Genomic DNA, 22820 nt, shown 5'->3' with positions numbered 1-22820 from the left:
CGAACTACCCTGTTTGATCTAATTATTTCTTACTTTTGTTCAATTAAATAAAAAACTAATAACAGATAAAATAGAAAGCCATGAGATTCGATGTATCCAGCACAGCGCTATTATCACGTCTTCAGTCAATAAGTAAAGTTATTGCCTCTAAAAATTCTTTACCCATATTGGATAGTTTCCTTTTTCATTTGAATGGAAATAAGCTGACAATAACTGCTTCTGACGCTGAAACACGATTGGTGACTTCTGTTGATGTGATGAATGTGGAGGGGGAAGGCCTGTTTGCCATTTCTTCTAAAATCCTATTGGATCCATTGAAAGAATTACCCGAACAGCCGCTTACTTTTGATATTAACGATGGTAACCTGGAGGTTTTTATTCATTTTCAGAATGGTAAATATAATTTCATGGGGCAAGCAGGAGAAAGCTATCCTCAGCAAAAACCATTGAAAGAAAATCCAATTACCCTGACGATGGAAAGCCAAATATTGTTGAATGGTATCAGTCGTTCTTTATTTGCTACGGCAGATGATGAACTTCGTCCGGTAATGAATGGGGTTTATTTTGATATACATACAGACGATTTAACCTTTGTGGCTTCGGATGGCCATAAACTGGTACGTCTGCGTAATCTTTCTATCAAATCGCCGGAAAGAGCTTCTTTTATCTTACCCAAGAAACCGGCGAACTTGTTGAAAGGTATCTTAGGAAAAGAAACAGAACCGGTGACAATTACCTTTGACGAGAATAATGCCTACATTATCTGTAAGACATTTGAGATGGTATGCCGTCTGATCGAAGGTCGTTACCCGAATTATAACAGCGTTATTCCCCAAGAAAATCCGCATAAAGTAACCATAGACCGTTTATCTTTTCTAAATGCATTAAAACGTGTCTCTGTCTTTTCTAATCCGGCAAGTAGCCTGGTTAAGTTGCAGTTGAAAGAGAATGAAATGATTGTGTCTGCTCAGGATATTGATTATTCTACTTCGGCGGAAGAAAAGATTGTTTGCCAATTCAGTGGTGTAGAAATGAGTATTGGTTTCAAAGCAACTTATCTGATTGAAATTTTAGGAAATATAAATGCCGGAGAGGTCGTTCTTGAATTAGCCGATCCGTCACGTGCCGGATTAATCGTCCCGACTGAGAATGAAGAAGATGAAGATCTTTTGATGTTGCTCATGCCGATGATGTTGAATGACTAAAAGATAAAACATGCAATTAAATCTGAAAAATCCGTTGGTCTTCTTTGATCTGGAGACAACGGGTATTAATATTGTGAAAGATCGTATTGTAGAGATTTCATATGTAAAAGTATACCCTAACGGAAAAGAAGAGAGCAAAACTTATCGCGTGAATCCGGGCATGCCTATTCCTCCAGAGTCTACAGCTATACATGGCATTACCGACGAAGATGTAAAGGAGGCGCCTGTCTTTAAAGAAATTGCTAAAACATTGGCTTCGCAAATAGAAGGATGTGATTTGGCAGGATATAATTCCAATCGGTTTGATATTCCCTTATTGGTCGAAGAGTTTCTGCGGGCCGAAGTGGATATCGATCTGAATAAGCGAAAGTTAATCGATGTGCAGACCATTTTTCATAAGATGGAGCAACGTACACTTTCAGCAGCCTATAAGTTTTATTGTGATAAAACATTGGAAAACGCCCATACGGCGGAGGCGGATACGGTAGCTACTTATGAAGTGTTGAAAGCGCAATTAGACCGGTATCCGGAGTTGGAGAACGATATGGCTTTTCTGGCTAAATTTTCCAGTCATACAAAGAATGTAGATTTTGCCGGCCGGGTTGTTTACAATGACAAAAATGTAGAAGTTATTAACTTTGGAAAATATAAAGGGCGCCCTGTTGTAGAGGTCTTAGCTACTGATCCGGGTTATTACGGATGGATCATGGGCGGGGATTTCCCCTTGAACACGAAAAAGGTGTTTACTGAAATTAAACTAAGAGGTTTTAACTCTAAATAAATTCATGAATAACTTTGAGTTTTGTAATCCTGTAAAGATAGTCTTTGGAAAAGGAATGATTGCCCGTTTATCGGCTTTAATTCCTCAAGGAAGTCGTGTATTGCTCCTGTATGGAGGAGGAAGTATAAAGAAAAACGGCGTATATGATCAGGTAACCAATGCGTTGGATGGATATACCGTCTCGGAATTTTCGGGCATAGAAGCGAATCCTCATTATGAGACCTGTATGGAGGCTGTCACTCTTGTGCGGGAAGAAAAGATAAACTTTATCCTGGCAGTTGGCGGCGGTTCTGTTGTGGATGCTGCTAAATTCATTGCCGCTGCCGTTCCTTTTGAAGGAGATCCGTGGGATATATTGTGCCAAGGAGCGCCTATTCAACAGGTTCTGCCTATAGGGGCGGTGATTACGTTGGCGGCCACCGGTTCGGAAATGAATGAGCGTGCCGTTATCACTCGGGTATCTCTGGGAGAGAAGTTAAACTTTGCCAGCCCGAAAGTATTCCCTCAATTTGCCGTGTTGGATCCGGAAGTGACTTATTCATTGCCTGCCCGTCAGGTGGCCAATGGGGTAGTCGACTCCTTTATCCATGTGATCGAACAATATTTGACCTATCCGGTTGATGCCAAGGTGCAGGATCGTTTTGCCGAAAGCCTGATGCAGGTAATCGTAGAAGAGGGGAGGAAGGTGTTGAAAGAGCCGGATAATTATGCAGTACGTGCCAACCTGATGTGGGCTGCAGCTAATGCATTGAATGGCTGGATCGGACAAGGAGTGCCCCAGGATTGGACTTCTCATCGCATGGGTTATGCGCTGACTGCACAATTCGGATTAGACCATGCCCAGACATTGGCGGTTATACTGCCCGGTGTGATGCGTTATATGCAAAAGGAAAAGCAGGAAAAGATACTTCGTTTGGGAGCAGTTGTTTTTGGTATTACCGAAGGAACGGTAGATCAAAGAGTAGAAGATACGCTGGGAGCCTGTGAAGCTTTCTTTCAAGAAATGGGATTGCCCACTCGTTTGTCTGACTATGGTATTAAAGTATCCGATTTAGATAAGCTGGTTGAACAGGTAAAGCAAAAGAATTGGCATTTGAGTGAACATGCCCATATCGATTGGCAGGTTGCTCGTGAAATTCTGTCTTTGCGTTTATAATAGAGCCCCTTACTTTCCGTTATATATAAGAATATTATTCATTTGATTACTGAAATGTTGAAAGGAAAAAAAATCATAGTCGGAATAACCGGTAGTATCGCAGCTTATAAAGCGGCTTATATCATCCGCGGATTAGTAAAAAAAGGAGCGGAAGTACAGGTGGTGATTACTCCTTCGGGAAAAGAGTTTATCACTCCGTTGACGCTATCGACTCTCAGTAGTCATCCGGTTATCAGTGAATTCTTTTCCAACCGGGATGGTTCCTGGCACAGCCATGTCGATTTGGGCTTATGGGCTGATGCCATGCTGATCGCTCCGGCTACAGCGGCTACAATCGGGAAGATGGCTCATGGTATTGCTGATAATATGTTGGTTACCACTTATCTTTCTTGTAAGGCACCGGTATTTGTTGCCCCGGCAATGGATTTGGATATGTTTGCACATACAACCACTCAACAGAATCTGGATCGTCTCCGTTCTTTCGGGAATCATATCATAGAACCGGCTGAAGGCGAACTGGCCAGTCATCTGGTCGGAAAAGGGCGTATGGAAGAACCGGATCAGATTATAGAGTATCTGGAATCATTCTTTTCCTCTTGCCAGGATCTCTCAAAAAAAAAAATAGTTATAACAGCCGGGCCGACCTATGAAAAGATAGATCCGGTTCGTTTTATAGGCAATTACTCCTCCGGAAAGATGGGATTTGCCCTGGCGGAAGTCTGTGCTCAAAGAGGAGCAGAGGTCACCTTGATTGCCGGGCCGGTATCACTTTCCACTTCACATCCACGTATTAAACGGATCGACGTTGAATCAGCGGAAGAAATGTATCAGGCAACTACTTCGGTTTTTCCTGCTGCAGATGCCGCTTTCTTATGTGCTGCCGTAGCCGACTACCGACCGCAACAAATAGAGGAGGAAAAGATCAAACGGGAAGTGAAAGGAGAGATGAGTCTTGACTTAGTTCCGAATAAAGATATAGCCGCTGCTTTGGGCAATATCAAACGGGAGAATCAGATTCTTGCCGGTTTTGCATTAGAGACGAGTGACGGTCTTACACATGCCCGAAACAAATTGGAAAAGAAAAATCTCGACTTCATCGTCCTTAATTCTCTGGAAGATGCAGGAGCCGGTTTTCGACATGATACCAATAAAGTGACAATCATTGATAACCGGGGAGAAGTCACTATTTATCCTTTAAAAAATAAACAAGAAGTGGCTCAGGATATTGTAAACAAATTAGTACTGTTATTCCAATGAAAACAATAAAGAGAATCGTATATCTGGCTTTTGTCTGTATTCTTTCTGCGAATATGTTGCATGCCCAGGAGTTTAATGCCAAAGTGACGGTAAACAGTGATAAGGTCGCGGTGACGGACAAGGCGATTTTTACCACTTTGCAAAATGCCTTAATGGAATTCATCAATAATAAGGTTTGGACAGATGCGACATTTAATATCAATGAGCGGATCGATTGTACGATGACAATTGTTGTGAATGAGTTGACAGATACTAATTTCAAGAGTGAGATACAGGTACAGGTGCGTCGTCCGGTATACAATGCCAGTTATACAACGACCTTGTTCAATTTCCGGGACCGTCAATTTGATTTTGAGTATACGGAGTTTGAACCACTAGAGTTCTCCGGCAATATGTTAAACAGCAACCTGACGGCTACGATCGTCTTTTATCTTTATACGATCTTGGGTTTAGACTTTGATAGTTTTTCTCCCAAGGGAGGCAATACATTCCTTCAGCAAGCTCAGCAGATCGTTAGCCTGGCGCAGTCCCAGGTAGGTTGGTCAGGGTGGAAAGCCTTTGATAACAATCAGAACCGGCATGCGCTTATTACGGCATTGACGGATAATACATCGGACCTTTTTCATGAGATGTGGTATACGTATCACCGCAAAGGCTTGGATGAAATGGTGGCTAATCCGGACCGGGGAAGAGCGACTCTGATATCTTCTCTTTCCGCTTTGCAACAAATAAAAAGTGCCCGTCCCTCCTCTCTTCTGTTACAGATGTTTGCTGAAACCAAGTTGGATGAAGTCGTAGCCATTTATTCGAAGGCTACCACCCAGGAAAAACAGGAAGGTCTAAAAATGCTTTCCGCCCTGTTCCCGACGGAGACAAAGCGTTTGGAGGCGTTAAACAAATAAAGGATATATGCTCACATCTTTATTTATACGAAACTACGTTTTAATAGATAATCTGGATATACCCTTTGATAAGGGATTGTCGGTCATTACCGGTGAAACGGGGGCCGGGAAATCTATTATCCTGGGTGCCTTATCCCTTGTTTTGGGGCAGCGTGCTGATGGCAAGAGTATCCGTGAAGGTGCAGATAAATGTGTGATAGAGGCCGTTTTTAATATAGCTGCTTATCAACTGGAAACCTTTTTTCAGGAAAATGACCTGGAGTATGATCCGCAGAATTGCCTCTTTCGGAGGGAATTATATGTTTCGGGAAAATCCAGGGCTTTTATCAATGATTCTCCCGTCTCTTTGGCAGTGATGAAAGAACTGGGAGGTCTGCTTATTGATATTCATTCACAGCATCAGAACTTATTATTGGGAGACAGCCGCTTTCAGTTGAAGGTGGTAGATGTAATGGCGCAAAACGATGCCCTGTTAACTTCTTATCATACGGAATATACCCGGTATCAGTCTTTGCGGAAAGAAATGATTTTCCTGACGGAAAAGGCTACCGAGGCGCATCAGGAAGAAGATTATGCCCGGTTTCAGTTGGAGCAACTTCAGGAAGCCCATTTAAAAGAAGGGGAACAGGAGGAGTTGGAACAGGAACAGGAGCTATTGACACATGCCGAAGAAATAAAAACATCCCTTTTTAAGATTACGGAATTCTTGCAAGGAGAGACACAAGGCAGTGTCCGTCTGATAAAAGAAGCACTCTCTACCGCTGATTCGTTGGAAGCATTTTATCCTCCTGCCCAAGAGATCGTCGAGCGACTGCGCACGGCATATATTGATTTAAATGACCTGGCTTCGGAGACAGAAAGGCGTAAAGAAGATGTTGAATACAATCCCGAACGCCTGGATTGGGTAAAGGAGCGGTTGAATCTATTGTATGGCTTGCAACAGAAGCACCGTGTTACCACCGTAGAAGAGCTTGTCGTTTTACAGGAAAAGTATATACAGCAACTGCATGAGATTAACTCCTATGATAAACAGCTAGAGGAGTTGAAGCAGGAAATAGAGGCGACATACAAAAAGTTGTTGCAGCAAGCCGCTTTATTGCGGAAGCAACGGCAGCAGGTATCCCGTATTATCTCTCGGCAATTGGTTGACCTGATTCTTCCGTTGGGTATGCCGCATGCCCGTTTTGAAGTGGAGATTGTTGCCCGGGAGGAGCCTGGGGCAGATGGAATGGATGATGTCTGTTTTTTGTTCTCAGCCCACAAAACCGGGACCTTGCAGCCTGTCTCTCAGACAGCGTCGGGAGGAGAAATCTCTCGCTTGATGCTTTGTCTCAAAGCAATGATTGCCGGATTTACAGCCTTGCCGGCGATTATTTTTGATGAAGTAGATACCGGTGTTTCCGGAGATATTGCCGATAAGATGGGAGAAATAATGGAGACGCTTAGCCGGAATATGCAGGTGATAACGATTACTCATCTTCCGCAGATTGCCTCTAAAGGAAATTCGCATTATTTTGTTTATAAGGAAGATACGCCGCAAAAAACTGTTACCGGTATACGTGCGCTTGCCGGAGAAGACCGGGTGCGTGAAATAGCGCGCATGCTGAGTGGTGCATCTCTTACCGAGGCGTCTCTTGCCAATGCCAGGGAGATGTTGGGATGAGTAGGCAGAGGCAGGAATTAAACTATTTCTTTTCTGTACTGTCTGATATAGTAATAAATAAAGGTAATTTATTCACTTTAAAAAACAAAAAGCCATGAAACGATTCACTCTACTATCCCTGTTGATTCTTCTTTGTAGTTTGCCCGGTTATAGCCAGTTTTGGGTTGAGTTTGGTTGGCATGAACCTCATTGTCGTCAATGTCTCTCCATGATACAGTCTCTTCGTTTGTCTAAAAAGCAAGCTGCCGAATATCAGAAGATCGTTCATAAATATGGACAACGGATCGAAAAAGAAACCCGTCGGGATTACAAACACTGGGACAAAGCCGCCCGAAAGATTTACGATCTTCGTATGGATCGCGACCGGAAGATACAACGTTTATTTTCGCCCAGTCAATTCGATAAGTATGTATATCTTTCCCAGGAACGTCCCCAACGCATACATGATTATCGGGGATGGTATGAGAATCCAGCCTATGCCGGTCGCCGTCACTCATCTGCCTGGCGTCGTTATGAAGACCGTTACTGGACATATCATTGGAAGAAGCCGGTAAAAAAGGAGAGATACGAGAGGCGTCCTGCACAAAAGAAGAAAGCTCCTTATCAGATAGAGAAAGAAAATGAAAGAAAGAATAACAATAATAGACACAAAAACAACTCGGGTCAGAATAAAAGAAAATAAATAATATGAGAGAGAACGAAATGATTTTTGGCATACGTGCTGTAATAGAAGCTATTCAGGCAGATAAAGAAATTGATAAAATTCTGGTAAAGCGGGAACTCCAAAGCGAATTATCCCGGGAATTATTTGCCGTATTGAAAGAACGGGATATCCCTGTTCAGCGTGTGCCAGCCGAACGATTGGATCGTTTGACCCGTAAGAATCACCAGGGGGTAATCGCTTTTATTTCTTCTGTCACTTACCAGAAACTAGAAGATATAATTCCTTTTGTATACGAGGCAGGTAAAAACCCTTTTATCGTCTTGTTGGATGGGGTGACCGATGTCCGTAATTTCGGAGCCATCGCCCGTACCTGTGAGTGTGCAGGGGTGGATGCTGTTGTTATTCCGGCAAAAGGAAGCGTGACGGTGAATGCCGATGCCATAAAAACATCAGCCGGTGCTTTGCATGTTTTGCCCGTTTGTAAAGAAAAAAACATCAATCAAGCCATTCGTTTTCTCCAGCAAAGTGGTGTGAAAGTTTTTGCCGCTACGGAAAAGGCCGTAGATGTGTACACCCAGGTTGCATACGAAGGTCCCGTTGCTATTGTGATGGGAGCTGAAGATACCGGTGTCTCTTCCGAGAACCTGCGTATATGCGATGGTTTGGTGAAGATCCCGCAGTTTGGAACCATCGGCTCGTTGAATGTGTCGGTAGCTGCATCTGTCATGGTCTATGAAGTGGTTCGTCAACGAATGAATGAATCTGTATAGAAAGGAGTTAAAGGAGTCAAGGAGTTAGGGGAGTATATCTCTTTCTTCACTTCTTTGACTCTTTTCGTAAAAAAATAAATCTAAAGAATAAAACAATGAAAAAAGTAATTTCAACACCCAATGCACCGGCCGCTATCGGTCCGTATAGTCAGGCTGTCCAGGTAGATAATATGTTATTTGCATCCGGTCAACTCGGTATGGATCCTGTAACCGGCTCTTTTGTAGAAGGGGGAGTAAAAGAGCAGACGGTGCAAGCCTTTAAGAATATACATGCTATCTTGGCTGCTGCCGGATACACTATCAATGATGTGGTGAAAACAACGGTTTTCCTTGCCGACATGGGAGATTTTGCTGCTGTAAATGAAATATATGCCACTCAATTCGAAGGCGCTTTTCCTGCCCGTTCAGCGGTTGCCGTAAAGACATTGCCTAAAAACGGATTGGTCGAAATAGAAGTTATTGCAGCGAAGTAATCTTTCTCTTTACCCTTTCGTCTGGAATGAGATATAAGTTCGGATAGAACTTTCTTCGTTATAGAACAAAAAAGACCGGAAAGAAAATGTTTTCTTTCCGGTCTTTTTTATGTTGTTTGCTTCGGATTATTTGAGATAGTCCGCCAGACTTTCCGGTAAATAGAATGTGTCATTGGCATCTACATACACAATGACAGAGTTCAGCCGGATTTCTTCCTGTCCTTTGCGCCCGGCTTTTACAATATTGGTAAAAGGGTTGATCGTCAGTTGTTTTTTTCGGTTCTTTTTGTTTTTCACTACCAGGGTGGGAGAGCCTTTTTCTTCTTTAGCCGGAATCATTTCACAGATGTAGTCTTTGAAGACATCTGTATGACGGGCGAAAACCTTTTGACTAAGCTCATCCAGGGAAACGTTTAATCCGGCTGCTTGGCACAAGTATTGGTTCAAGCCGACATTGGTCTGTCTGCCCAGGGGAAGACAGCCTTGCGGGTGATAGGCTGCCAGGAATACTTCTTCTCCCGTATGCCCTCCGGTGGTAAATCCGAAACAGGTTTTCGACGTAAGCAGTTTGGACATGAACGAAGTGAGTGATCCGCTGTACAAAGAGGCTTGCAATCCTTTGGAGGAGCGTTCTTCTACGGGTATCGGGCTGTTTTTATAATCCTTGATATGGGTAAGTATTTCCAATTCCTCTTGGGATAGTTCAAAACCGGCATAGGTGCGGAAAATGTTTTGTACCTCAGAGAAAGGTTCGCTGTTGACCTTTTTGGCAAATCCTTCGGCAGTCAGTTTGTATTGAGCAAACTGATGGAAGAGTTGGTCTTTGGTCAGTTTGTCGTAACCCGGACAAGCGTATTTTCCTAAACTGAATCCGCTGTTTCCATGATCGGGTACAATAATAACCAGGGTTTCTCCCTCTTTCCGGGCAAATTCCAAAGCGGCCCCACAGGCTCTGTCGAAGGCCAGGAAGTCGGTACACATCCCTACCGGGTCGTTCGCATGCGCGGCCCAGTCGACCTTACTGCCTTCCACCATCAGGAAGAAACCGTTTGCATTGCGCGATAGTTTGTCGATCGCTTTGCGGGTCATCTCTTCGATAGAGGGTTGTTCGTCAGGGTTGCGATCGAGATCATAGGCCATTTCGCGATTGCCATAGAGTGCCCACATCTTATCTCCTGTATCGGCGCGCATGCCTGAGAGGTCGTTTCTATATACATTATAGCCGTTATGGGTGAGGTAGTTTTCCATCTCTTCGTTCAAGAGGGAGTTACCTCCGCCAATAACCACATCCAGGTCGTTATGTACCATCTGAGGGGCGATCCAATGATAATTACCCCGTTTGTAACTATGTGCCGAGCAGTCGGCCGGGGTTGCATGTGGAAACTCACAAGTGAACACCAGCCCTGTTGCTTTATTCTGCGTCATTTTCATTGCTTCCAAGACAGTCACCAGCGGTTGGTACGCCCGGGCAGAATCCATGGGGAATATATCGTTCTCTCCGTCGGGCAGTGGATAGGTAGAAACATATCCCGTCCGGCTGGGTACCCCCGTCATATAACAAGAAGTCGTAGGTGCCGAGTCGCCGATCGGTGCATTGGAGGAGAAGGTCGATACCGTACCACAGAGATAAGGGTCGATATGCAACGACGGCTTGTCCGGCTGGGTATACCATTGTAACCAACGCGAGATGGAGACAACGGGTAAAGAGGTGCCGTCGGGGATCATTACGATAATATTTTTTACCGGTTTGACATCTTCCGGCCGGGATGCCTGTGCCGGCAGCATAAAGATCGCCAACAACAGAAATAAAAGAGTTGTTCTTTTCATGATACTGTTTTTTATTTAGTTTTATAATAATATTTTTTTAGTGATTAGTGTTTAGTGATTAGTGTTTAGTGGTGTGATTATTTACAATATCCACTAATCACTAAACACTAATCACTAACTACTAAACTAATAATTTCTTCCTCAAACACCGTCAGTTTCTCTACGCCGGTATCGGTTACCAGGAAACTATTCTCAATTCCTACGGCTCCGACACCCGGAATCACAAATTTAGGCTCCAACGCGAAAACCATATTCGGTTCCAATACCTCCTTCGAACGAGGGGTCAATACCGGCAACTCATTGATCTGTATACCGATCCCATGTCCGACGAATTTGGCTTGCTGCCGGGTACCCATAAAATGATCTTTCAATCCTTCTTGCTCCGCGATCGCGAACGAGCGGTTATACAACTCGGCGCACGAAGTTCCCGGACGGGCAATCTCTATCACCTCCTCCTGGATCTGCAGGGCCACCTGATGCGCCCGATACGCCTCTTCGGTTAACCGGCCGACGGAGAATACCCGGGTCATATCCGTGATATAAGGCGTATAGTTTCCCGCCATATCCACCATAATAGCCGTCCCTTCTTTCAACAGGGTACCGTTTGCCCCGATAGGCAACGAGGGATTCACTCCACCGCCTCCCAATGCGAAGTCGAAAGGAGAGGGATTCTCCGCATTCTCACCGGCCAGGATGCTACCCATAAAAATATCCATATTGGCGCCAAAAGCCCGGAACAATCCCATCGATCCGTTCCGGCGCATCCGGTTTTCTATTTCCGATTGAAACGCGAGATCCGTCATTCCCGGTCGGAAACAATCTTTTACCTCCGAATAGGTTAAGGCATGCTGACGGGCGGAGACGCGGAACTGTGCCACTTCCCAGGGTGTTTTCACGCTCCGCAGTTTCCGGATCACCTGAGTGGCGTTGCCCGTTTGCCGCGGTTCAAACACCGCTTGCAGGCGTATATAATTATTATAGGTCAATTCATCGGCCTCCAACAAAAGGTGTTGCGGCATCGGAATATGCAGTTCGGCAAACAGTTCCGGCATCTGTTCCGGTTTGCGGATATAACGTACCCTTTCTCCCGTCAGGCCGTTAGGGCGTACAACGAAAAACCAGGGCGCTCCTTCTGCCGGAAGATAAAAATAACCATTGTAGACCCTTCCGGTCATATAATATAAATTCACATCGATACTCAACAGGCATCCGTCCGCACCACTCTCCGACATGACTTCTTGTAACCTTGCCCATTTCAATGGCAGGTCTTTTTCTAACTCTTTTTCTATCATCTTTCTTTCAACTAAATATTATGTATATAGGCGTTCAAAGGTAGAGAATTTGCTTAAGACTATAAGGTTAAGAATTCTTATTTGTCGTCCTCTCTTTTTTGTTTATATAGCCTGCCGGATAGATTCATTGTTTATTTCCCTGATTCTGTGTGACGGAATTGCTTCTTAAGAGGGGGCGATTGGCTGTTAAATAAAATTGCTGACGTATGTCGGCAATTTTGCCGATATACGTCAGCAATTTTGCCGATATATGTCAGCAATTGTGTCGACATATATCAGCACAAGTGTCGACGATTATCGACACTTTTATTTCCCCCTGAAAAACGACGGTTTTTTTATGTTATATAATATCTTTTTTTTCTTGTTATAATCGGTGGTGCTGACAGAGAGTGAGATACTTATTATCTACTTGTGTTTTAAAGTTTTGGTAGGGGAGATAAAACCTGTGTTTGAGACGAATAAAAAGTAAATATCGATAGATGTCAATTCATCAAAACATTTAACTTTGTAGGCATTATTTGTCTTTTGTAGAAGAAATGCCATAGATAAAGCTAAAACAATTTTAAATTATATATTCGAGATGGATACTAAGATTCAGGAACTGACTGATAAGATTTACCGCGAAGGAGTGGAAAAAGGGAGTGAAGAAGCGAAACGCATCATCGATGATGCCCTTTCACAGAAAGAATCGATTCTTACCGACGCCCAAAGTGAAGCTCAGAAAATCATCGCAGATGCAGAGAAAAAAGCGGCCGAATTAAAGAAAAACACAGAAGCCGAGTTGAAACTGTTTGCCAGCCAGGCTGTGGGTGCATTGAAGAGCGAAGTGACGAATCTGATAACCGGTGAGGTTACTTCTTCGCGTGTGAAAGCGGCAACGACCGACAAGGAATTTATGCAGAAGGTAATCCTTGAGATGGCCCGCGAATGGGCGAAGACCGGTGCATTGACCGTACAGACCGCTGATGCCGAAGCATTGACCACCTATTTTGAAGCGAACGCCAAAGAATTGCTCGATAAAGGGATAAAAATAGAAAAGGTAAATGGGAAAGATACCTCTTTCACCGTTGTACCGGCTGATGGTAGCTATAAGGTTACTTTCGGAGAAGAAGAATTTGTTACTTTCTTTAAAGAATTCCTCCGCCCCCAGCTTATTGAAATGCTGTTCTGATCATGAGTAAATATTATTACTTAATAGCAGGACTTCCTAACCTCTCTCTGGATGATAGTAAGATCCCTTTTTCCGTCGATGAGTTTCGTGCGGAACTGGGAATTACGCTGACGCCGAAAGATAAGAAGATGTTCGATCTGTTTTTTCTGAAACAGGATAATCAGAATCTATTGAACCTTCTTCTGCATCCGGAAAGAGGCAGAGAGGCGCGGGGGGAGTTGACAGACTTCGACTACAAAGAGGTGATCACCGCTTTGCGCGACGAAGAACCGCTACCGAAGCATGTGTTGCCGACCTATATGATTACTTTTTTGCAAGATTATCTGGCGGAGGAAAACAAAGAGACAGAAGCTGCAAAAAATATATCCTGGGAAGACCGGTTGGCCGGACTCTATTATGCCTATGCCATGAAGAACAGTAACCGCTTTATTGCCGAATGGTATGAACTGAATCTGAATATCAACAATGTACTGACAGCTATTACAGCCCGTAAATACGATTTGGATAAATCACTTTATATAGTCGGAAATAACGAGATCGCACAGACCCTGCGTACGTCGAACTCCCGTGATTTCGGATTGGGCGATTCGGTGGATTATTTGGGCGACTTGCAACGGATCACGGAAGAGACCGATCTGTTGATGCGTGAGAAGAAACTCGATCAGCTCAAATGGAACTGGCTGGAAGAGCAGACTTTCTTTAAAACCTTTGATGTCGAAAGCGTATTTGCCTATATGCTCAAACTCGAGATGATCGAACGCTGGACCACGCTGGATAAAATAGCCGGTGAAAAGACATTCCGTGAACTGATCGGTGGCATGAAAAAAGGAAGTGATAGTGCGTTGGAAGAATTTAAAAAGAATAATACAAAATAATAATAAGGAGTCAAAGAAGTTAAAGGAGTTAAGTAGTTAAGAATGTCAACACAATCTTTTCAAATCAACAAATACTTAACTCCTCTGACTCCATTGATTCCTCTAACTCCTAATTTAATAATGGCTACGAAAGGAATAGTAAAAGGGATCGTATCCAACCTGGTAACCGTTGAGGTGGATGGACCGGTTTCTCAGAATGAAATTTGTTACATCTCCGTCGATGGCGTCAAGCTGATGTCGGAGGTGATCAAAGTGATCGGCAAGAATGCTTTCGTTCAGGTCTTTGAAAGTACGCGCGGCATGCGGGTAGGCGATGAGGCTGAGTTCAAAGGGCATATGCTTGAAGTGACCTTGGGACCGGGTATGCTCTCGCGTAACTACGACGGTTTGCAGAATGACCTGGATAAGATGGAGGGTGTTTTCCTGCAACGCGGGGATTATACCTATGCTTTGGATAATGAGAAGAAATGGGTGTTCAAACCCATCGCTCAACCTGGCGATAAGGTTGCTGCCGGTGACTGGCTGGGTGAGGTGGATGAAAACTTCCAACCTCATAAGATTATGGTTCCTTTTGTTTTCACGGGAACGTATACGGTGAAAAGTGTGGTTGCCGAAGGCGAATATACCATTGTCGATGATATTGCCGTCTTGACCAACGAGCAGGGCGAAGATATCAAAGTGAATATGATTCAACGCTGGCCGGTAAAGAAAGCGGTTACCTGTTACAAAGAGAAACCCCGTCCCTACAAACTGTTGGAGACCGGCGTGCGTACGATGGATACATTGAATCCGATCGTGGAAGGTGGTACCGGATTTATCCCCGGACCGTTCGGAACGGGTAAAACGGTGTTGCAGCATGCGATCTCTAAACAAGCTGAGGCCGATATCGTGATTATCGCTGCTTGTGGTGAACGTGCGAACGAGGTCGTAGAAATCTTTGCCGAGTTCCCTCACCTGACCGACCCGCATACGGGGCGCAAACTGATGGAACGTACCATTATTATTGCCAATACCTCGAACATGCCGGTGGCTGCCCGTGAAGCTTCCGTATATACGGCGATGACCATTGCCGAGTATTACCGTAGCATGGGATTGAAGGTGTTGTTGATGGCCGACTCTACTTCCCGTTGGGCGCAGGCCTTGCGTGAGATGTCGAACCGTCTGGAAGAACTTCCCGGACCGGATGCGTTCCCGATGGACTTGTCGGCAATCGTGGCCAACTTCTATGCGCGTGCCGGATATGTAGAGTTGAATAACGGAAAATCAGGTTCGGTCACCTTTATCGGTACCGTATCGCCCGCGGGTGGTAACCTGAAAGAGCCGGTAACTGAAAATACAAAGAAAGTAGCTCGTTGTTTCTATGCCTTGGAACAGGATCGTGCCGATAAGAAGCGTTATCCTGCGGTGAACCCTATCGATAGCTACTCTAAATACCTTGAATATCCTGAATTCCAGGAATACATTGCCGGACATATCTCTGCGGAGTGGATCGGTAAGGTGAATGAGATCAAGACCCGCTTGTTGCGTGGTAAAGAGATTGCCGAGCAGATCAATATCCTGGGTGACGACGGTGTGCCTGTGGATTATCATGAAGTGTTCTGGAAATCCGAACTGATCGACTTTGTGATCCTGCAACAGGATGCGTTCGATGATGTCGACTCGGTGACTCCGCTCGAACGGCAGGAATATATGCTGGATAAAGTGGTGGGAATCTGTAATACGGACTTCCATTTTGATAACTTCAATGAAGTATCCGATTACTTCAAGAAGATGATCAACATCCTCAAACAGATGAACTACTCAGAGTTCAAGAGTGACAAATTTAATAAGTTCAATGAGGAGCTCAATGAACTTATTCAGTTGACAATTGACAATTGACAATTGACAATGAGAAAAAGATCATACGATATGAATTATGAATTGAACTATTAATTGTCAACTGTCAATTGTCAATTATCAATTTAAAAACGAAGTTTTTATATGAAGGCTTTTCAAAAGATATTTACAAAGATAACCCAGATTACAAAGGCTACCTGTTCGTTGAAAGCAACAGGGGTAGGGTATGACGAATTGGCGTCGGTCGATGGCAAATTGGCTCAGGTGGTAAAGATTATGGGCGATGAAGTGACCTTGCAGGTTTTCTCCGGCACGGAAGGGATTCGTACGAATGCCGAAGTGGTGTTTATGGGAAAGGCGCCGACACTGAAAGTGGGCGACCAATTGGCCGGCCGCTTCTTCAATGCCTATGGTGATCCGATCGATGGCGGTCCGATACCCGAAGGTACGGAAGTCGAGATCGGTGGACCGTCGGTGAATCCCGTACGCCGTGAGCAACCTTCGGAACTGATCGCTACCGGTATTGCCGGTATCGACCTGAACAATACATTGGTGACCGGACAGAAGATCCCATTCTTTGCCGATCCGGACCAACCTTTCAACCAGGTAATGGCGATGGTTGCCTTGCGTGCTCAGTCGGATAAGATTATCCTGGGCGGGATGGGGATGACCAACGACGACTACCTGTTCTTTAAGAATACATTTAGTAATGCCGGTGCATTGGATCGTATCGTGAGTTTTATCAATACCACGGAAGATCCTTCCGTAGAACGTATCCTGGTGCCTGATATGGCATTGACAGCCGCTGAATATTTTGCGGTGCAAAAGAACGAAAAGGTATTGGTACTGTTGACCGATATGACCAACTACGCCGATGCGTTGGCGATTGTGTCTAACCGTATGGACCAGATCCCGTCGAAAGACTCTATGCCGGGTTCGATTTATTCGGATTTGGCGAAGATCTACGAAAAAGCGGTGCAGTTCCCCGATGGTGGTTCGATTACGATTATTGCCGTGACGACCCTTTCCGGTGGAGATATCACCCATGCGGTGCCCGATAATACAGGGTACATCACCGAAGGACAGCTTTATCTGCGCCGCGATAGTGATATCGGTAAGGTAATCGTTGACCCGTTCCGAAGCCTTTCGCGTCTGAAACAATTGGTGACCGGAAAGAAAACCCGCGAAGACCATCCGCAGGTGATGAATGCCGCCGTCCGCTTATATGCCGATGCCGCCAATGCGAAGACGAAGATGGAGAACGGTTTCGACCTGACAGACTACGACAACCGTACGTTGGCCTTCTCCAAAGAATATTCGGATAAATTACTGGCGATCGATGTCAACCTCGATACCACCGAGATGTTGGATGTGGCCTGGAATCTCTTCGGTGAATATTTCAAACCGACCGAGGTGAATATCAAGCAGGAGTTGGTCGACAAATACTGGAAATGAAACATTTCCAGTCCTTGTCTCAATTATAAATTATAAATTGTAAATTATAAAGGTTGGTATGACTAGCTTATAATTTATAATTAACAATTAACAATTAGAAAACGTGGCAATAAAGTTTCAATATAATAAAACATCACTTCAACAATTGGAGAAGAACCTGAAAATGCGGGAGCGGTCTCTGCCTACGATCAAAAGTAAGGAGAGTGCACTGCGTGTGGAGGTGAAACGAACCAAAGACGAGGTGAAGAAATTGGAACTTCAGCTGGAGACTGAGATTATGGGGTATCAAAATATGGTCGCTCTATGGAATGAATTTACTCCCGAACTGATTTGTGTGAAAGACGTTTCGCTTTCTTCACGCAAATTTGCCGGAGTGATGATTCCCGTGCTCGACGATGTGCAGTTTGAAATCAAACCTTATAGTCTCTTCAATACCCCCTCGTGGTATACCGAAGGGATCGAGTTGCTGAAACAACTTGCCCGGACCGGTATCGAAGCCGAGTTCTCGGGGATGAAGCTGGAGTTACTGGAGCATGCCCGGAAGAAAACGACTCAGAAAGTCAATCTTTTTGAGAAAGTGCAGATTCCGGGATACAAAGATGCGATCCGGAAAGTGAAGCGTTATATGGAAGACGAAGAGAGCCTTTCGAAAGCTTCGCAGAAGATTATGCGGACGAATCTGGAAAAACGTAAAGAGAAAGAGGAGGAAGCGTCATGATCATACCGATGAGAAAATACGCCTTTATGGTGTATCATAAGGAATACAATCAATTCCTTAACAATCTGCGTGAACTGGGTGTGGTGCATATCAAAGAGACCAAATCGATTGCTGATTTTCAGGAATTGCAAGGAATGGTAGCCGAGCGCAACCGGGTGAATACACTGATCCGTTCGTTGGAAAAGCTGACGAAAGAAGAGAAAGATCTCGAATTGGCTCCGGGGCGCAAAATAAATAAAGCGGACGGAATGGCATTGGTTCAGTCGCTCGAAGATTTGCAGGAAGAGAAAGCCCGACTGCAAGCCAAACGACAAAGTATATGGAAAGACCTGGATTATATGGATATCTGGGGCGATTTCGATATGACGACGATCGAGGAATTGAGAAAGAGCGGTTATGTGGTGAGTTTCTTCTCTTGTCCGACCTCTAAATACGAACCATCCTGGGGGGAAGCGTATAACGCTTTCCTGGTCAACAACTTCCAGTCGGTTTCTTATTTTGTGACGGTAACGAAAGAGAAGGAAGCCATCGATATCGATGCCGAGCGGGCGAAGATGCCGGAAGCAGGATTGACACAGTTGCGTCAGCAGTATGAGGAGATCAAAGAAGAGATCCGGCTGGCGGATGAAAAGGTAAAAATATTGGCCGTTTCGGAAATCAATACATTCAAAGAACTGGATAAGGAATTGCAGAATGAGTTTAACCTGGCCAACGCGATCGTGCAAACCGACCGGCAGGCAGGCGACAAACTGATGTTCCTCGAAGGTTGGGTGACCGAAGATAAAATGGCTACGATGGAAGAGGAACTCGATAAAGAGGGTTTCTTCTATCAGCAACTGGAAATACAAGACGACGATAAGATACCTATCAAACTGAAGAATAATAGCTATGCGAAGCTTTTCGAACCGATCACGGAGATGTACTCCCTGCCTAATTATCAGGAGTTCGATCCGACCCCGTTCGTGGCGCCTTTCTTTATGCTGTTCTTCGGACTTTGTTTTGGTGACGGTGGTTACGGATTATTGATCCTATTACTTTGTACCTTTTTCAAGCGCAAGGCGAGTGAAGGTGTACGCCCTTTCCTGACCCTGTTCCAGTGGCTGGGCGGTATGACGGTAGTCGTAGGTGCGCTGACCGGTTCGTTCTTTGGTATTGCCCTGGTGGATATCCCACAGTTTGCAGCCGTGAAGAATTATTTCCTGAGTAGTGATAACCTGATGACTTTGTCTGTTGTTATCGGTATTGTCCATATTGTGTATGCCAAGGCGATTGCCGCCTACAAGGTGAAGGTGCAGCGAGGGTTTAAATACAGTCTTGCTTCTTTTGCCTGGGTGTTTGTGATCGCAGCGTTGGCGTGTGTGTTTGGACTTCCGATGTTGGAGATCCATTTGTCGGAGCCGATTGTCTATACCTTGTATGGGGTGGCCGCTTTAGGCTTTGCGATAGCACTGTTGTATAATACACCGGGCAAGAATGTTTTCCTGAATTTCGGTGCCGGATTGTGGAATACCTATAATATGGTTTTCGGACTATTGGGCGATGTCTTGTCGTATATCCGTCTGTTTGCAGTCGGGCTGACGGGATCGATCCTGGGAGGTGTGTTCAATTCGTTGGCGGTGTCTATGACGGAAAGTCTGCCGGGCGTGGCGCAGTTTGTCTGTATGCTACTGATCCTGTTAGTAGGTCACGGATTGAACTTCGGACTTTGTATGATCAGCTCCTTGGTGCATCCGATCCGCTTGGTCTTCGTCGAGTATTATAAAAATTCAGAATTTGAGGGCGGTGGCAAAGCCTACGTACCTTTTAAGAAAGCGTAAATATTAAGAAATAAATAACAGTAAAAATAATTTAAAACAATTTAGTTATGGAACCAGTTTTATTAGCTTACATTGGAATCGGTCTGATGACCGGACTATCATTTATCGGTAGTGCATATGGGGTAACCATTTGCGGTAACGCAGTAGTAGGAGCAATGAAAAAGAACCCGGATGCGATGGGTACGTATATTGCGCTCAGTGCCCTTCCGAGTTCACAGGGTTTGTATGGATTTGTGGCTTACTTTATGTTGCAGAAATTTCTTATTCCGGAAATGACAATGTTCAATGCCTGTGCCATTTTAGGTGTGGGTGCGATGATGGGATTTGCCGCATTTTTCTCTTCTATCCGTCAGGGACAAGTTTGTGCCAACGGTATTCAGGCGGTAGGTGCCGGACATAATGTGTTCAGTGCAACGATGGTGATGGCCGTATTCCCTGAGTTGTATGCGATCCTTGCTTTGTTGGTTGTTATTTTGGTGGGTGGTACGTTACCACTTTAAAAAGATATACCTCAAAAAAGAGGGAATGTCCACAACGGGCATTCCCTTTTTTCTTTATACTGTCTTGTTCTTAACCTGGTAAGAACCGGAATGAGTCCGATACCCAAAGAAGGCTACCACAAAGAAACAGAGCAAGGGTAAAACGAAAGAAATATTTACGGCAGGTATGCCCCAAACCGATCCTCTGTCAATGATACTTGCCTGCAACGGAGGCAGGACTGAACCACCCAAAATAGCCATTATAAGACCGGCAGCTCCAAACTTCGCATCGTCTCCCATTCCCTTGAGGGCAATTCCATAGATCGTAGGAAACATCAAAGACATACAGGCAGAGACGGCAACCAGGCAATAAAGCCCGGTGATGTCCTGAAACAAGATCGTTCCCAGGATAAATATTCCGCCGACAATAGCCAGAATCATTAATAATCTGCCTGGAGCCAGATAACGTAATAGGAAGGTGCATACAAAGCGGCTTACACAAAAAAGGATCATTGCCACTATATTGTATTTTTGAGAAAGTATCTCAGCAGCTTTCTCCTCCATTCCTTGTTCCATAAATATGCGTGTACCGTATTGGATAATAAATGTCCAACACATGATTTGTACCCCTACATAAAAGAATTGAGCTATCACCCCTTCCCGGTAGCGGGGGAGGGAGAGTAGCCTTTTTAGGGTAGGAAGTAGATCCATATCGTGTATTTGATCCTGATTCTTGGGCATACGCGTGAAAAGGATGAACAAGAACATGAATAGGATAACCAAACCGATGACAAGGTAAGGGGTGATAAGCACAGAGAGATCCGCTTCTTTCAGCACACTAAACTCTGCCTGATCCAGTTGGGCTCTCTCGGCTGTATCCATCGGATTCAGTTGTGCCTGTATAAAATTCATAGCGACATACATGCCCAATAACGAACCCATCGGATTAAATGATTGAGCCAGGTTGAGACGTCGTGTGGCTGTTTCTTCCGTGCCCATCGAGAGTATATAGGGGTTCGCGCTTGTTTCTAAGAAAGAGAGTCCACAAGTCAAGACAAAATAAGCCAAAAGAAACGGATAATATTCCCCCGTCATTTTAGCCGGAAAAAACATAAAAGCTCCAATGGCATATAAGCTAAGACCTAAAAGTATGCCGGCTTTATACGAATATTTGCGTATGAACATCGCAGCAGGAAAAGCCATCGCAAAATACCCCCCGTAGAATGCGACCTGTACCAAAGCACCGTCGGTTACACTCATCCGGAATATTTTGGAGAATGCTTTTACCATGGGATTGGTTATGTCATTGGCAAATCCCCACAAGGCAAAACAAAAGGTTATTAAAATGAAAGGAATCAGGTAGTTTACACCGTCACTGCCGGTTAACAAAGAGGTCTTTTTTGTTTTGTGCATAAAGTTCTTATTTATTAATCGCATTCTCCAGAGAGAAGATGCGTTCCATCAATTGCCATTTCTCGTCGGAACGTTTGCCGGCTCCTGTCTGTTGAAACTGAGCGACAAAGTCTTCCCACTCTGCCTGACGCTCAAAGGTAGCTAATTTTCCGAAAGATTCATCCCAATTGAAATCAATAGGTGTTTCCAATACCATGACGGCTTGTGTACCGGATATGTATATCTCCATGTCCAGAATACCAGCCTTGCGGATACCTTCGGGTATTTCTTTCCAGATGTTTTCGTTCCGATGCCAATAGATATACTGATCCAAAGTGTCCGGATTTAATGATAAAAATTGGCAGAAGCGTTTATTGGCTGCTGCAGGCTCTTTTTTGTAACCTTCTTTTAAGTTCATAAGATTCTCTTGGTAATATTTCTTACAAAAATAGAATAAGCTCTTTACTTACACAAATGGATACGATCCGGATATTTTTTTCTTTCATGAATATCCCTTTTCATTCTATTTCTGATATTGTATCCTTTCCGGATGAAAATCCGGATAAAACTGCAATTTTACTTCAAGAATTGAATCATTTACTTTAGATATATTTTTGTCTCAGATAAAAAGATTTATTCTATCTTTGACACCTTAATAGTATTAGTCATTAATAAAAAATCAGTTATGAAAAAGTGTATGAATCGTGGAATGCTTTTGGGCATTTTTTGTTCTGTGTTATTGTTTAGTTCTTTTGTTGTTCCGGCAAAAACAGTTGTTCATTCGGGTGAATTAACAATTGTTGCTCATGTTACTGTAAAGTCAGCTTATAAAGATGATTTGATGAAGGCTTTTAAAACAGTAGTAGATGCTACACGTAAGGAGGCAGGGAATGTCTCTTATGTTTTATTGGAAGATGTGAATAATCCTTTGAAATTTACTTTTGTTGAAGTATGGAAATCTCAAGAAGCAATTGATATTCATAATAACAGTGATCATTTCAAGGCATTTGTAAAAGCAGTAGAGGGAAAAGCCGATCTGGAAGTATCCGTTCTGAAAGCTAAATTTTAAAAATACTTGGTTGTGGTT

Annotated in this window: 21 protein-coding genes; 17 read left to right on the top strand and 4 right to left on the bottom strand. The window is 44.1% G+C overall.

The features are described 5' to 3' along the window. Nucleotides 1-80: 80 nt before the first annotated feature. The 9 genes from dnaN (at nt 81) to D0T51_RS02225 (ending at nt 8871) form a co-directional block, all read left to right on the top strand. Nucleotides 81-1205: a DNA polymerase III subunit beta gene (gene dnaN, locus D0T51_RS02265; RefSeq protein WP_163724504.1), complete on the top strand. Its 1125-nt coding sequence runs from the start codon at nt 81-83 to the stop codon at nt 1203-1205. Between the two features lie 10 nt (nt 1206-1215). Further along, complete coding sequence (locus D0T51_RS02260) at nt 1216-1986, top strand: 3'-5' exonuclease (RefSeq protein ID WP_163724502.1); 771 nt, start codon at nt 1216-1218, stop codon at nt 1984-1986. 4 nt (nt 1987-1990) lie between these two features. Further along, entirely contained in the window at nt 1991-3142 is a 1152-nt protein-coding gene (locus D0T51_RS02255; protein ID WP_163724499.1) for an iron-containing alcohol dehydrogenase, read from the top strand. Between the two features lie 54 nt (nt 3143-3196). Next, nucleotides 3197-4399, top strand: a complete 1203-nt coding sequence (coaBC, locus tag D0T51_RS02250; RefSeq protein WP_163724496.1) for a bifunctional phosphopantothenoylcysteine decarboxylase/phosphopantothenate--cysteine ligase CoaBC — start codon at nt 3197-3199, stop codon at nt 4397-4399. Nucleotides 4400-4452: 53 nt separating this feature from the next. Continuing rightward, nucleotides 4453-5301 (top strand): DUF4835 family protein, encoded by an 849-nt coding sequence (locus D0T51_RS02245; RefSeq protein WP_373456998.1) that lies wholly within the window; start codon nt 4453-4455, stop codon nt 5299-5301. 7 nt (nt 5302-5308) lie between these two features. Further along, complete coding sequence (gene recN, locus D0T51_RS02240) at nt 5309-6964, top strand: DNA repair protein RecN (protein ID WP_163724490.1); 1656 nt, start codon at nt 5309-5311, stop codon at nt 6962-6964. 94 nt (nt 6965-7058) lie between these two features. After that, a complete protein-coding gene (locus D0T51_RS02235; protein WP_163724488.1) occupies nt 7059-7646 on the top strand; it encodes a hypothetical protein in 588 nt (195 codons plus the stop codon). Between the two features lie 5 nt (nt 7647-7651). Further along, a complete protein-coding gene (gene rlmB / locus D0T51_RS02230) occupies nt 7652-8398 on the top strand; it encodes a 23S rRNA (guanosine(2251)-2'-O)-methyltransferase RlmB (protein WP_163724485.1) in 747 nt (248 codons plus the stop codon). 95 nt (nt 8399-8493) lie between these two features. Further along, nucleotides 8494-8871: a RidA family protein gene (locus tag D0T51_RS02225; protein WP_163724481.1), complete on the top strand. Its 378-nt coding sequence runs from the start codon at nt 8494-8496 to the stop codon at nt 8869-8871. Between the two features lie 126 nt (nt 8872-8997). Here D0T51_RS02225 and D0T51_RS02220 read toward each other — a convergent pair whose 3' ends face one another. Then, nucleotides 8998-10698: an alkaline phosphatase gene (locus D0T51_RS02220; RefSeq protein ID WP_163724478.1), complete on the bottom strand. Its 1701-nt coding sequence runs from the start codon at nt 10696-10698 to the stop codon at nt 8998-9000. A gap of 107 nt (nt 10699-10805) precedes the next feature. Next, on the bottom strand, nt 10806-11990 hold the full coding sequence (locus D0T51_RS02215) for a Xaa-Pro peptidase family protein (protein ID WP_163724475.1): 1185 nt from the start codon (nt 11988-11990) through the stop codon (nt 10806-10808). 580 nt (nt 11991-12570) lie between these two features. On the opposite strand from D0T51_RS02215, the gene D0T51_RS02210 reads away from it, so the two are divergent. The 7 genes from D0T51_RS02210 to D0T51_RS02180 all read left to right on the top strand — a co-directional run bounded on the left by D0T51_RS02210 (nt 12571) and on the right by D0T51_RS02180 (nt 20362). Beyond that, nucleotides 12571-13161, top strand: a complete 591-nt coding sequence (locus D0T51_RS02210; RefSeq protein ID WP_163724472.1) for a hypothetical protein — start codon at nt 12571-12573, stop codon at nt 13159-13161. A 2-nt stretch (nt 13162-13163) separates the two neighbouring features. Beyond that, a complete protein-coding gene (locus D0T51_RS02205; RefSeq protein WP_163724469.1) occupies nt 13164-14036 on the top strand; it encodes a DUF2764 family protein in 873 nt (290 codons plus the stop codon). Nucleotides 14037-14156: 120 nt separating this feature from the next. Then, nucleotides 14157-15914: a V-type ATP synthase subunit A gene (locus D0T51_RS02200; RefSeq protein ID WP_163724467.1), complete on the top strand. Its 1758-nt coding sequence runs from the start codon at nt 14157-14159 to the stop codon at nt 15912-15914. Nucleotides 15915-16016: 102 nt separating this feature from the next. Continuing rightward, nucleotides 16017-17327 (top strand): V-type ATP synthase subunit B, encoded by a 1311-nt coding sequence (locus D0T51_RS02195; protein ID WP_163724463.1) that lies wholly within the window; start codon nt 16017-16019, stop codon nt 17325-17327. A gap of 103 nt (nt 17328-17430) precedes the next feature. Next, nucleotides 17431-18045 carry a V-type ATP synthase subunit D gene (locus D0T51_RS02190; protein ID WP_163724462.1) on the top strand — a complete coding sequence of 205 codons (615 nt, stop codon included), beginning with the start codon at nt 17431-17433 and terminating at the stop codon, nt 18043-18045. Further along, entirely contained in the window at nt 18042-19862 is a 1821-nt protein-coding gene (locus tag D0T51_RS02185; RefSeq protein ID WP_163724459.1) for a V-type ATP synthase subunit I, read from the top strand. The genes D0T51_RS02190 and D0T51_RS02185 overlap by 4 nt, the downstream gene beginning before the upstream one ends. A gap of 47 nt (nt 19863-19909) precedes the next feature. After that, nucleotides 19910-20362 carry an ATPase gene (locus tag D0T51_RS02180; protein ID WP_163724456.1) on the top strand — a complete coding sequence of 151 codons (453 nt, stop codon included), beginning with the start codon at nt 19910-19912 and terminating at the stop codon, nt 20360-20362. Between the two features lie 54 nt (nt 20363-20416). Here D0T51_RS02180 and fucP read toward each other — a convergent pair whose 3' ends face one another. Next, nucleotides 20417-21754: an L-fucose:H+ symporter permease gene (gene fucP / locus D0T51_RS02175; protein WP_163724454.1), complete on the bottom strand. Its 1338-nt coding sequence runs from the start codon at nt 21752-21754 to the stop codon at nt 20417-20419. 7 nt (nt 21755-21761) lie between these two features. After that, a complete protein-coding gene (locus D0T51_RS02170) occupies nt 21762-22151 on the bottom strand; it encodes an L-rhamnose mutarotase (RefSeq protein WP_163724451.1) in 390 nt (129 codons plus the stop codon). Between the two features lie 267 nt (nt 22152-22418). On the opposite strand from D0T51_RS02170, the gene D0T51_RS02165 reads away from it, so the two are divergent. Further along, nucleotides 22419-22802: a putative quinol monooxygenase gene (locus D0T51_RS02165; protein WP_239056614.1), complete on the top strand. Its 384-nt coding sequence runs from the start codon at nt 22419-22421 to the stop codon at nt 22800-22802. The last annotated feature ends 18 nt before the right edge of the window (nt 22803-22820 follow it).

The organism is Parabacteroides sp. 52 (assembly GCF_010500925.1).
GTDB lineage: Bacteria > Bacteroidota > Bacteroidia > Bacteroidales > Tannerellaceae > QVMG01.
The sequence above is the reverse complement of the archived record's forward strand: the minus strand, read 5'-3'. Positions and strand labels throughout refer to the sequence as shown.